This window comes from Lactiplantibacillus sp. ME-2 (genome assembly GCF_022549155.1).
Lineage (GTDB): Bacteria > Bacillota > Bacilli > Lactobacillales > Lactobacillaceae > Lactiplantibacillus > Lactiplantibacillus plantarum.
Map to the genome: position 1 here is coordinate 1 of NZ_JAKZEQ010000054.1, position 12,048 is coordinate 12,048.

The 12,048-nt window shown below is 41.7% G+C and carries 11 protein-coding genes and 2 pseudogenes; 7 read left to right on the forward strand and 6 right to left on the reverse strand.

Annotated features, from left to right (window positions below; all coding sequences use genetic code 11):
* Positions 1 to 217, reverse strand: a 217-nt coding sequence (locus tag MMY95_RS14125) for a TetR/AcrR family transcriptional regulator (protein WP_231957298.1), incomplete at its 3' end; no start/stop codon positions are given.
* Positions 218 to 247: 30 nt separating this feature from the next.
* Complete coding sequence (locus MMY95_RS14130) at positions 248 to 1,129, reverse strand: LysR family transcriptional regulator (RefSeq protein ID WP_003645699.1); 882 nt, start codon at positions 1,127 to 1,129, stop codon at positions 248 to 250.
* A gap of 214 nt (positions 1,130 to 1,343) precedes the next feature.
* On the opposite strand from MMY95_RS14130, the gene MMY95_RS14135 reads away from it, so the two are divergent.
* Both MMY95_RS14135 and MMY95_RS14140 read left to right on the forward strand, forming a co-directional pair.
* A complete protein-coding gene (locus MMY95_RS14135) occupies positions 1,344 to 3,128 on the forward strand; it encodes an FAD-dependent oxidoreductase (RefSeq protein WP_003645700.1) in 1,785 nt (594 codons plus the stop codon).
* A gap of 4 nt (positions 3,129 to 3,132) precedes the next feature.
* Complete coding sequence (locus tag MMY95_RS14140) at positions 3,133 to 4,548, forward strand: DASS family sodium-coupled anion symporter (protein ID WP_003645701.1); 1,416 nt, start codon at positions 3,133 to 3,135, stop codon at positions 4,546 to 4,548.
* A 178-nt stretch (positions 4,549 to 4,726) separates the two neighbouring features.
* On the opposite strand, the gene MMY95_RS14145 is transcribed toward MMY95_RS14140, so the two are convergent.
* A complete protein-coding gene (locus tag MMY95_RS14145) occupies positions 4,727 to 5,014 on the reverse strand; it encodes a transposase (RefSeq protein ID WP_158610674.1) in 288 nt (95 codons plus the stop codon).
* Positions 5,015 to 5,272: 258 nt separating this feature from the next.
* Here MMY95_RS14145 and MMY95_RS14150 point away from each other — a divergent pair, with 258 nt between their 5' ends.
* Both MMY95_RS14150 and MMY95_RS14155 read left to right on the forward strand, forming a co-directional pair.
* A complete protein-coding gene (locus tag MMY95_RS14150; protein WP_003645704.1) occupies positions 5,273 to 5,464 on the forward strand; it encodes a hypothetical protein in 192 nt (63 codons plus the stop codon).
* A gap of 14 nt (positions 5,465 to 5,478) precedes the next feature.
* Entirely contained in the window at positions 5,479 to 5,904 is a 426-nt protein-coding gene (locus tag MMY95_RS14155; protein WP_241277737.1) for an ATPase, read from the forward strand.
* Here the strand turns inward: MMY95_RS14155 and MMY95_RS14160 are convergent.
* Positions 5,894 to 6,172 (reverse strand): hypothetical protein, encoded by a 279-nt coding sequence (locus MMY95_RS14160; protein WP_003645706.1) that lies wholly within the window; start codon positions 6,170 to 6,172, stop codon positions 5,894 to 5,896. The two genes, MMY95_RS14155 and MMY95_RS14160, sit on opposite strands and share 11 nt — an antisense overlap.
* 16 nt (positions 6,173 to 6,188) lie before the next feature.
* Positions 6,189 to 6,401 carry a hypothetical protein gene (locus MMY95_RS14165; protein ID WP_105316370.1) on the reverse strand — a complete coding sequence of 71 codons (213 nt, stop codon included), beginning with the start codon at positions 6,399 to 6,401 and terminating at the stop codon, positions 6,189 to 6,191.
* Positions 6,402 to 6,670: 269 nt separating this feature from the next.
* Between MMY95_RS14165 and mobQ the strand changes: the two genes are divergently transcribed.
* Complete coding sequence (mobQ, locus tag MMY95_RS14170) at positions 6,671 to 8,734, forward strand: MobQ family relaxase (RefSeq protein ID WP_105316369.1); 2,064 nt, start codon at positions 6,671 to 6,673, stop codon at positions 8,732 to 8,734.
* A 33-nt stretch (positions 8,735 to 8,767) separates the two neighbouring features.
* A pseudogene (locus MMY95_RS14175) lies at positions 8,768 to 9,014 on the forward strand (DNA topoisomerase III); the annotation flags it as partial.
* 422 nt (positions 9,015 to 9,436) lie between these two features.
* On the opposite strand, the gene MMY95_RS14180 reads toward MMY95_RS14175, so the two are convergent.
* A complete protein-coding gene (locus tag MMY95_RS14180) occupies positions 9,437 to 10,054 on the reverse strand; it encodes a recombinase family protein (protein ID WP_003645574.1) in 618 nt (205 codons plus the stop codon).
* A gap of 363 nt (positions 10,055 to 10,417) precedes the next feature.
* On the opposite strand from MMY95_RS14180, the pseudogene MMY95_RS14185 reads away from it, so the two are divergent.
* Positions 10,418 to 12,048, forward strand: a pseudogene (locus MMY95_RS14185) (IS1182 family transposase); the annotation flags it as partial.

The following is a 12,048-nucleotide window of genomic DNA, read 5'->3' on the forward strand; positions in this document are numbered from 1 at the left end:
TTTGATCTAATTTAACTAAAATCAAATCGAATGTCAAAGTATCCAAACACGTTCTCAGAAAATCGTCTCGGTCCAAAAAGTGGCGATAAAACGTTAAGCGATTGACGTCAGCCTTCCGAACAATTGATTGGACGGTGATTTGTTCTAAAGGTTGGGTTCGTAAAAATGCGGTAAACGCATTTTTTAAACGGGGCAAACTACTCGTCTTTTTGGTCAAGCGAGTCATCCTTTCTAAATTGAAATCCAATCAGCTTTTAAAGTGTCGCAAAATATCAATACCTTTACGTTGATACTTATTCGGAATAAAGCTCTTGCGCATCGCTAATTGCGAATATGAGTACATGCGCTGGGACTTTTGAATATGCACGATGGCAATCCCGGACACGGCTTTAACGCGACTTTCTAAAATATAGGCCGCGCCCATGCCGCGTTTAACGAGACTAATCATTAACTCTAGCGTGCTAGCAGTGTAAATGATATTTGGTTGAAAGTCTTCTTGATGACAAGTTTGAAACAAGGCTTCGGTGGTGGAATATTGCCGGTCACGGGCGATGAAGTTCAAATGGCGTAATTCGTCGACTCTGATATTGTCGAATTGGGCCAAAGGATCGTCGGCTTTGACGATCAAGACGAAATCCGTTACCTCTAAAGTCCGTAAATAATATTGGGGGTCATTGAATGGAATGTTCCATGAATAAATGGCCACATCGACTTTGCCATCCGACAAGGCTTTTAAGGCGGAAGATGAGCGAATAAAAGTGGGGTCGAGCATCCCGGCAATGCCTGCTTGGTAAAATTGCACCACGATATCCGGCATATAAAAGCCACCGGCAATGCCCGAAAAGGCAATGCGTATCTTCTTATCGTTGGCGTGTTGGACGTCGTAATCCAGGCTCGCGAGCGTGGTGATCACGCGTTGACCCTTTTGATACAAAATGGTTCCGGCCGCCGTTAGTTCTAATTTACTTTTCCGGTTCTTTTGCGTGATGAGGGGGTCATGATATTGCTTGGATAGCCGTTTAACAGCCGCTGAAATCGTTGGTTGCGTCACCTCAAAAAAGGTGGCGGTTTTAGTATATGAACCCAATTCAATTAATTTACAAAAATAAGTTAAGTCCCGGTCATTCATCTTAATTCCCTCACTTTACTTATAAAATAAATTTATAAGTCAATCTTTTTCAATTATAAGTTTTTTGATGAGTAGGTGCAACCAAGCGCGGAAAACCGGCATTATTCGCGGGTGTCAAGCGGTTAATCGCTTTCAAAAATAAGTTGGTCCTGAACGCTCAGAAGGACTATATTACGACTTAACAAGAGAAATAATTTATGGAAGAGGGATACATATGAATTATTCAGCGGATTTAAAATGGGACGCCAAATATGACGTCGTTGTGATTGGGTTTGGCGGTGCTGGAGCGACGGCTGCTCGGTATGCGGCTAAGCAGGATCGTAAAGTTTTGCTCGTTGATGCTGCGCCTGAAGGCAGTGAAGGCGGGAATACACGCTTTGCCGCCGGGGCGTTTGCCACGGCCGTCGATGTTGACAAAGCTAAGGATTACTATTTGCAAAGCTTTGCGCCGTTTGATCACGATGAAGCGACTTTAAACAGTTTTGTATATGAACTGACGCAATTAACCACCTATGCGGAAGCGGACTTTGGCTTAAAAGCGCATCAGTCAGGGATGCATAAGCGGCCCGAATATTATGAATTCGACCATGCTGATGCCATGATTCATCAAAGTATGACAACTTTATACGATGGTAGTTTTTGGAAGCTATTACGACAAGGCGTCTATGATCAATTAGATAAAATCGATGTTTGGTACGATTCACCGGCCCAACATTTGATTCAAGACCCCCAAACCAAAACTATTTTAGGGGTTCAGATTGAACATCAAGGGCAATTACGGAATATTGCCGCGAAAAATGGGGTCGTCATGAGTTCTGGCGGCTACGAAAACAATCCCGAAATGGTCCAAACATTTCTTGGCCGAGGGGCGCTGGCACCAATTGGGACGCTCTATAACCAAGGTAAAGGGATTGACTTAGCGGTGGAAGCGGGCGCGCGTTTGTGGCATATGGCCAACTTCGATTCCCACGCCTTTTCATTGAATGAAGGTCGCGCTCATGAACAATTCGCTTATATGATTCAATGGAAATCATTATTCACTGGGAGCGTCTTTATTGCCGGTGATGATGGGACGCGTTACTTGAATGAACAGTGTGAGGATCGGCATGGCTTTCAATATAATCATGGGGATTATGTGATGTTGCCTAACCAGAATCATCCGCACATTGTCATGGACCAAGCTGAATACGACCAGTTACAGCAAGATACGTCTCCAAAGGCCGACCAAATTAAGCAAGTGATTAGTTATGCAGTTAAAGCTGATACCTTAGCGGACTTGGCCGATAAAATCAAAGCCCCACGGTTAGCCCAAGCGGTCGCGGACTTTAACTTCTTTAGCGCCCAAGGTCGAGATTACGTGGCTGACCGACCGGCGGAAACGATACGTCAATTTGGGGATGGCCCTTATTATGCGATTGCGATTCGGCATAATATTTTGCATACCCATGGTGGGGCCCGGCGCAACGGTCAGTGCGAAGTGCTTGATTTGGCCGGCAACGTGATTCCGCACCTGTATGAAGCCGGTGAATTGGGCGATCCCTTTGCCACGAAGTATATCGGCGGTAGTTCGGTCGCTGACCTGTTGATTTCCGGTCGGTTAGCCGGTTTAAATGCGGCTAAACCAAAATCTGCGGCGATTGATTTGGATGCGGTGACATCGCCTTCGTTGGCCGGCGAAGCGCTACGTTCCGATGCGCAAGCGACAACGCCAACCTTTGAAACGGCTGCTAACCAATATATTGGGGTGGCTAATCAAGGGATGGGTGATTTACCGATTACCGTGCGAGTGACCGTTGATGGTGACCAGATGACCGATATCGAAACCATGCAGGCCGCTGAAACGCCGACGATTGGGGGTGCCGCGATGCCTAAATTGCGCGCCGCGATGTTAAAAGCCAATACGTATGATGTAGATGTTATTTCCGGAGCTTCGGCGACGAGCAAAGGTTATCGCAATGCGGTCAAAGACGCTTTAAAGCAAGCAAAGAAATTGGGGTGAGTAGATGTTAGCGAAAGTGAATTATAAAGGTTTTCTGTGGCCGTTAGTTCTCGGCGTACTCATTTGGGCGGCCACGCCCATCCGGCCAGTGGCAATTACCACGGAAGCTTGGTATTTATTTGCAATTTTTGTGGCGACGATTGTGGCTTGTATTACGAAACCACTGCCCATGCCAGCGACAACGTTAATTGCGGTCACACTGGGAATGGTCTTAAAGATTTTTAAGACGCAAGAAGTGACGGCCGCTTTTGGGAATACGACGGCCTGGTTAGTGGCCATGTGCTTGTTCATGTCCGCCGGTTTTATTAATTCCGGCCTCGGTAAGCGCATCGCTTATTTATTTGTGCGCACGTTTGGTAAAAAGACCCTCGGGTTAGCTTATTCATTATCCGCCGTGGAAACGCTGATGGCGATTGCCATTCCTAGTAATATTGCCCGTGTTAACGGCATTATGTATCCCATTATTGACTCATTATCCAAAGAAATGGGGTCAGATCCGAAGAATGGGACGCAACGTAAATTAGGGTCATACTTGGTTTTCAATGAATATCAAGTCAATATCGTCACTTCCACGATGTTTTTAACAGGGCTTGCCGGTAACATGGTTGCCCTCGGAATCGCCAATGCGCAAGGCGTCACGATTTCGTGGTTGCAATGGTTTGTCGCCGCGATTGTTCCCGGAATCATTTCGCTATTATTAGTGCCATTCGTTTTATTTAAATTGTATCCACCAGAAGTTAAAGCAACTCCGCATGCGAATGCTTGGGCGACGAAAAAACTCGATGAGATGGGACCAATGACGATTGCTGAAAAAATCATGGCGGTGGTCTTTATCTTGGCGTTAGTGCTCTGGTTAGTCGGGACGAAGTTGGGTATTGATGCGACGATGGTCGGTTTTATTGCCGTCGCAATTTTGCTCATTACGGGTGTGATTAGCGTGAAAGACATGATGGCGAAAAAAGGGGCTTGGAGTTTGCTGATTTGGCTATCTATTATCATGTTAATGTCCGCCAAATTGACCACCCTCGGCTTCTTCCCATGGTTCTCAAAGACGCTCGGCAGTCTATTAACCGGCATTAACTGGGTCTGGGTGTTAGTTGTCTTGTTCTTGGCATACTTCTATTTGCATTACATGTTTCCAAGTATCACTACCCAAATTTCGGCATTACTAGCGGGTTTCTTGTCGATTGCACTCGGTGCCGGCGTCCCTAAATTAATGGCTGGTCTGATGCTAGGTTGGGCTGGGTCGATTTTTTGTTCGACCACACCATATTCAGCGGGACCGGCCGCAATGCTTTCAACTACCGGTTATGTTGAGAGCAAAGATTGGTGGAAATTGAGCGCCATCTTTGGAATTATGTTCAATATTATTTGGCTCGGTGGCGGATTGCTTTGGACAAAAGTAATCGGCTACTGGTAGCTGTAAATAGCTAAATTAGTTCCAGTCGAAAATACGTCACTTGAGCCTGCCAGCTCCAGTGGCGTATTTTGGTATTGGGATTGTCGTGATTATTTTTGATCAAGTGATGCGAACAGGGCGGCCAATTGGTTAACTTCGGTTACATTCGCAGCGGCGACTAAGAACCTGTTTTTAATCTTTAATAGTCTTTCAATAAAAGCCTGATGAAGGCTAAAGCTACCATAATTCGAATAGTTTGTAGGTAACGTTCGCAGTTGCGCCATAGGCGCCGACATTTATCCAACCAACTAAAGGATCGTTCAACCACCCACCGCTGTGGGGTTATTTGTCCATGCTTCAAATCACTTTGCTTAGCGATGATCATTTCAGCACCAATTGTGCTTTGAACCAACTCTGCAAAATTTTCTCCGATGTAGCCTCCATCGGCCATTATCCGTTTAACTAAACGAAGCTGTTCCGAATTCAAAGCCAGCCGACGACAGTTGGTTATACCACTAGTCATAAAAGGCTGTAAAATCGTTTCTAAGAGATTTTAGTTGTTTGATACATAAATTTACCAATACTGATTTAAAACTGCTGACAGGAAAATTTATAACCAATGACGAGTAAAACAAGCTAAGATGTCTTTGAAATTATGCTTGGAAACAAAAGCTTATTTAAACTTATACCAGGCATTTTAATTGTAAGAGCGGATAAGCAGCTAAACATGAAAGGCGCTTTTAAAATGACTAAACCAAGCAAAGCAGTCGAAAAGATAGAGCATTTGTTGGCTGACCCGTGGGCAGTTGATATTCAAAAATTTGGGGAGCAAGAGGTGCATAATCCTGATAAACGTAAACTCTTTAACGCTTTACACACTTACCTCTTAGAAAAACGTCAAGAACTAATCATCAACGTAAAACACTTTGTGGTTTAAAAGGTAAGGCTCAATTGAATTTAATTGATCGTGCCCACAAAAATGGTTTCGAGGTTACGCTTTTATATGTGGCGTTAAAAAGCGAAAAAATGGCAATTAATCGTGTTCATAAGCGGATCAAAAAAGGTGGGCATGGTGTACCAGATGAAGTCGTTAGGAAACGTTATAGTCAATCAAATCATAGTTTGCCAGCCGTTGCCTTCAAAGCTGATAACGTCGTGACCTACGATAATAGCCAAAAATTTGTGTCAGTTTACAGAAGAGAGCATAATCAGGTTATTAAAAATAAATTGAGTGAATATCCTTGGATCAATCCGAAAATCACTTTTGAAACAGCCGTTCAAAAACAACTTAATAGCTTTGTTAAAGATAATCCAGATTTAAAATTTAAAAAGCCAATGAATGATCCAGAAAAAGAAAACGATCGACCTAGTTCTTAGGTTGATCGTTTTTGAATTTACTCGGTTTATGGGCATTGACATAATCGGCAAACATTTTTAAAAGCTCTTCGGTTTGCTCGACCGATAGTTTATCAGCTTGAAAGTACTTTTCCAATAAAGCGCCTTTTTGAATTAGCCGCCGAGATCGTGCTTTGCGGGCTTGACGATTTTCATAGTATTTAGACTGCCGTAATTTAAAATCTTCCCGAGCCATTTTCTCTTTTAAACGAGCTTTTTGTGCAACCAATTTTTCGTATTGATTAGCCATCATTATCACCACTTAGTTACAATTGGTTATTTGATTCATGGTTTAAAACCGTTGCGATTTTTTGCGCGAGGTCTTTGATCTTTTGATTCGATAAATTGGCGTAATATAAATTTGACGTTTTAATAATTTGCTTGCCAAGGTTTTGTTCAATCTTACTTTTTTCAGCTTTGATCCTTTGATTAAGCTGTTTTAATTTAGCTTCTTGTTTTTCCAATGCCGATTGGGTCATCTTAACTCCTCCTGTCAAATTTGTATATAATTAATAAAGATAATAACAACTGAATCAATCTAAGTCAACATAAATGTTGAAAAAGCGAAGCGTGAGGCGTACACTAACAGTAAATATAAGGGAATCAGAAGACCGAGTGAAACGAGGTCAATGCGCACTTACACCCCACCAAAATCTTATGGGGTAAATCGTGCTAAAAGCTTGTATCAGAAGTCGCCGTTGGCGACAACAAAATCAAACCCATAAAGCAAAGAAAGGCGGTGACTGACATGGCAATCTTTCATATGAGTTTTAGTAATATTAGTGCTGGTAAAGGACGCAGTGCCATTGCCAGTGCCGCTTATCGAAGCGGTGAAAAACTATTTGATGATAAAGAGGGTCAACACTATTTTTATGCCCGGTCTGTCATGCCATATAGTTTTATTTTAACCCCCAAAAATGCGCCAGCATGGGCGAGTGATCGAGAGAAGTTATGGAACGAAGTAGAAAGAAAAGATCGGCGAGCGAATTCGCGGTATGCGAAAGAGTTTAACGTAGCTTTACCAGTTGAGTTAAGTGCAGATGAACAAAAAGAATTATTGATTAAATACGTGCAAGAAAATTTTGTTGATAAGGGCATGGTCGCTGATGTAGCAATTCATCGCGACCATGCAGATAACCCTCACGCCCATGTGATGTTAACTAACCGGCCATTTAATCCAGATGGAACATGGGGAATTAAGAGCAAAAAGCAATATATTTTAGATGAGAATGGCAATAAAACATATACCGGAACTAGTAAGTACCCTAAGAGTAGAAAGATACTGATGGTTGATTGGGATAAGAAAGAAAAAATAATTGAATGGCGGCACAACTGGGCAGTCAGTGTTAATCAAGTTTTAGAGCAAAAAAGAATTCCGGATCGGATCAGTGAAAAATCCTTTAAAGATCAAGGCATAGATGAGGTAGCAACCCAGCACGAAGGAATCAATAGCAAACGATATGAACGAAAAGAATTTAATCAACAAGTTAAGAACTATCGCAAGACCAAAGCAAGTTATAAAAATAATCAAGAAAAAGCAATCAATAGAGGTCATTTTGATAGCCTAAGTAAACACTTCTCATTCAATGAAAAAAGGTTGGTCAATGAGTTAAGCCATGAATTGAAAACTTATATTAGTTTGGAGAGTTTAGATGACAAACGCCGCATGCTATTTAATTGGAAAAACAGTACCTTAATTAAACACGCAGTTGGGGAAGATGTGACGAAACAATTATTGACAATTAACCAACAAGAAAGTTCATTAAGAAAGGCTGATGAACTCCTAAATAAAGTGGTCGATCGCACGACGAAAAAGCTTTATCCAGAGCTTGATTTTGAACAGACAACGGCCGCTGAAAGACGAGAATTAATTAAGGAAACCGATAGCGAACAAACCCTTTTCAAGGGTAGTGGATTAACAGAACGTTTAATGAATATTCGAAATGACTTACTGTCCCAGCAATTATTGACGTTTACCAAGCGTCCATACGTTGGCTTCAAGTTATTAATGCAACAAGAAAAGGAAGTCAAAAGCGAACTTAAATATACGCTGATGATCCATGACGATAGCTTAGAAAGTCTAGAACACGTCGATCAAGGACTACTAGAAAAGTATTCACCAGCAGAGCAGCAAAAGATTACTAGGGCAGTCAAAGACCTACGGACAATCATGGCAGTTAAACAAGTCATTCAAACGCAATACCATGAAGTATTGAAAAGAGCCTTTCCCGATGGTGATTTAGATGATCTTTCTCTAGTTAGACAAGAACAGGCTTATACAGCCGTGATGTACTATGATCCAGAATTAAAGCCATGCAAGGCTGAAACAATGAAACAATGGCAAGAAAAACCGCCGAAGGTTTTCAGTACCCAAGAACATCAATTAGGGTTAGCTTATTTGTCGGGACAGCTTAGGTTAGATCAGTTAGAAAATCATGACTTGCAACGGGTCTTAAAACATGACGGAACCAAGCAAATTTTTATTGGTGAGTGTCAAAGTGATCCCACGATTAAGACTAGCCAAATTGAACAAATCCAAAAGCAGTTAAAAGCACAACAAGTTAAGGACGATCAATACCGAAAAGCCAAAATGCGGCATTACGAGCCATTAAACTACAAACCAGTTAGTCCAAGCTACTACTTAAAGACGGCCTTTAGTGATGCCATTATGGTGGCCTTATATGCCCGAGATGAAGACTATCAACGGCAAAAACAAGCCCAAGGCTTAAAAGAGACTGAGTGGGAAATGACCAAAAAGAAACGACAACATCAAACGAGAAATCGGCATGAAGATGGCGGCATGCACTTGTGATTACCCAATTAGTAACTGGTCATTCCATATTAAGTGCAGATTGCAACTTTGGATATGGTTTATCAAAGAAGATCAACTCATCAAAAACTTTAAGCCCGAACCCTATTTTGAACTGAATACGGAAATTTTTGCTAATCAGCAAAAATTCGAGGCAAAATTAGACCCTTATCAGCGGTTTAAAGACGAATCAGGGCTAATGACATTCATGCAGGCTAAACACGTTAAGAAAGGCTTGCAGGACGGTTTAATCAAGGGCGTCCAAAAGCAAGGCAAGAAACGGGTAGATTGCAAATTTAATCCGAACGTCGTTTAGATTAATTTTACAATCTATATCTACCAAATATAATGTTTAAAGTGTTTAAATAGAGCAAACTACGTCACGGCTTAATAATTGTGGCCTGCTTTTTTTAATCTATAGCTGAAAGTGGCAAAACATCATAATGTATGCTTATAAGCCATTTATTAATGTGAGCAACGAAATTAGTAGCCGTAAGCTATTAGCGAAAAGCTTTGTTAACTCACTTTTTAGGTTAATTGAACGCAAAATAAGTAACCTAAATATTAATCGCATCAGTATCTCTAAACTGAAGTCCTACTCGTGATATGAAATCCTTAAGCAGATCAAACAATCCCTCAAATCTCACTCAAATAATCGTCCGTTAAAAATAACGAACGTGTGCTCAGATAACGCTTATTTAACAGCTATACCAACCGATTTTTAATATTAATTACTGTCTGCACCGACACACCGGTTTCAGCTGCAATTGCACGATAGCTAATTGGGGCACCGGTTGCTTTGTTTCTTAATTGATCAACGATACGGCGGTAGATAAACCGTTTTTGTGGGTTAGGTGCGTCTGCGGCGTAAGCGGGCCGTGTCCCTCGATATTTCCCATTGGCTTTGGCGATTTCAATTCCTTGGCGCTGGCGCTCACGAATTTTCTTCCGTTCTGTTTGGGCCATATAAGCTAGCAGTTTGGTTAACAGGTCAAACATAAATTTATCCATATCTGAATCGCCGGTGCGCATAGAAAGAAATGGCGCATCTAAGACTTCCATCTTAACTTGTTTGTCCCTAATCTGCTTGATGATATCACTGGCATCATCATAGTTACGACTCAAACGATCCAAGGACGCAATGACCAGCGTATCGCCCTGTCGAACATACGCAATGGCCGCCTGCAATTCTGGTCGATTCTCAGTTGATTTTCCCGATTGCTTTTCTTCGAATATTTTTTCACACTCAGCTTTTTTAAGTGCTTTGATTTGACGCGCTAAATTCTGATCAGTTGAACTAACTCGGGCATACCCAATTTTCATCACGACTTCTCCTCTCGGAATTTGACCCTACATTATCGGTAACAGATTAGACACTCAAATTAGACATTTTTAACAGATTCAAGAATCGCTTACCGTGCCCGATAGAATCTCAGTTTTTTCCTATATTCTTAGTATAACGTTTATTGTCCATTTAGGGTACACTCTAATCTAACAAAAACTTCAAAATTGAATTTTGGGAATCATAAGAAAACGAGGCTGTGACATAAGTCTCTAGAAACAACGCAGGTCTGGAAAAATCTTCGGATTTTTCCAGACCTGCTTTTGATATAATAGAAAATAAAAAAAAGAGCATCGGTCGCACCCGATACTCTATGAAATTATCCTCGAAAGGACATTCCTAATATGCAAGATTATTATAACATGAATCAAACCACTTTGAGTATCGCCTTGGATTACCAACCAGAAGAGCATCATTCTGCTCGTTACATCAACCAGCTTGTTGAGAGTTTAAAACTAAAATATGATTACCAGTTTGGCCGTCCGCGGGAATATAACCTCGGTGCCATGTTAAAACTGGTCCTTTTAGCGTACAGCTATGGCATTTTCAGCAGTCGTAAAATTGAACAGTTTGCCCGTGAAAACAAGCCAGCTGGGTGGTTAATTGCCGACCAAATTCCGTCCTACCGGACGATTTGTCGCTTTAGAATTTCTGATGAACTGGCCACTTTGACAACCGATAGCTTATCACAGCTAACCCAATATCTTCGTCAAAATGGCATGATTGATGATGTTTCATTTATTGATGGAACTAAGATCCTAGCCGACGCCAACAAGTATAGCTTTGTTTGGAAGAAGAATACGATACGATTTGACAAGATGAATCGCGAAAAACTCGTTGACCTGTTAGGCGAGCTTCATGAAGCTAAAATTGTCGGTGAAATTCCGGCAGGATCAGAGCTGACTCCCGAACTATTGGATATCATGATTGGCAAGGTTGAGGATCACTTAGTGGTCCTTAATGAAACCGTGGAAGCAACTAAGCAGGTTTCCCCGAACCCAGCCAAACAGCAACGCCGGACTGTTAAATCACAAAAACGTAAGTTGGACAAACGACGTGATAAAATGCGTGAACACCAAGCACAGCAAGCAATCTATGGTCAGCGTAACAGTTACTCTAAGACGGACTATGATGCTACCTTCATGCGGGTCAAGGAAGATCCGATGCAAAACGGTCAATTAAAACCTGCCTACAACGTTCAAATCGCCACGAGTAATCAGTTCATTACGGGATATCGGCTTTTCCAAAATCCAACCGACACACGAACCTTACAACCGTTTATTGAACATTTAAAGGCCAACAATGTGTTAGGTCACACCATCGTTGCCGATGCCGGATACGGTTCCGAAAGTAATTATCGGTACTTGGAAGATGAATTCGGTCAGCATACCGTTTTGATTCCCTACGGCACAATGCTTAAAGAGAATAGTCGAAAATGGCAAAGTGATGACCGTAAGGTTATGAACTGGGACTATCATGAAAAAGATGATTATTTTATCAATCCACAAAACGTCCGGTTTAATTTTAATGCTTATCGTCAACGGACTGATAAGTATGGTTTTACCCGTGACTTTAAAGAATACATTGCCGAAAAGTATGATGAAAATCATCAACTAATTTCCGCGGCACTAACACCAAAAGGATATCTTAAAAGGATTTCCGTGAACGAAAATTGGGAATATTTCAAATCGAAACAACGAGAATTACTTTCAGCTCCAGAAACTGGTCAGATCTACGCTCAACGTAAGATCGATGTTGAGCCAGTTTTTGGCAAGATGAAGGCTTCTTTACATTTCAATCGATTCTCGGTGCGAGGTTTCGACAAGGTCACCAAGGAAGCCGGAATCGTAATACTGGCGTTAAACATTATGAAACTGGTCACGCACGGTAGGGACCAGTTTTAAAAATCAAAGGCGTAAACAAATGGGACGAGAAACCAAAATTCGGTTTCTCGTCCCATTTACTTATACAGAGG

Coding starts and splice junctions, on each gene's coding strand:
- MMY95_RS14130 (WP_003645699.1), bottom strand. CDS start 1,129: ATGAATGACCGGGACTTAACTTATTTTTGTAAATTAATTGAATTGGGT.
- MMY95_RS14135 (WP_003645700.1), top strand. CDS start 1,344: ATGAATTATTCAGCGGATTTAAAATGGGACGCCAAATATGACGTCGTT.
- MMY95_RS14140 (WP_003645701.1), top strand. CDS start 3,133: ATGTTAGCGAAAGTGAATTATAAAGGTTTTCTGTGGCCGTTAGTTCTC.
- MMY95_RS14150 (WP_003645704.1), top strand. CDS start 5,273: ATGACTAAACCAAGCAAAGCAGTCGAAAAGATAGAGCATTTGTTGGCT.
- MMY95_RS14160 (WP_003645706.1), bottom strand. CDS start 6,172: ATGGCTAATCAATACGAAAAATTGGTTGCACAAAAAGCTCGTTTAAAA.
- MMY95_RS14165 (WP_105316370.1), bottom strand. CDS start 6,401: ATGACCCAATCGGCATTGGAAAAACAAGAAGCTAAATTAAAACAGCTT.
- mobQ (WP_105316369.1), top strand. CDS start 6,671: ATGGCAATCTTTCATATGAGTTTTAGTAATATTAGTGCTGGTAAAGGA.
- MMY95_RS14180 (WP_003645574.1), bottom strand. CDS start 10,054: ATGAAAATTGGGTATGCCCGAGTTAGTTCAACTGATCAGAATTTAGCG.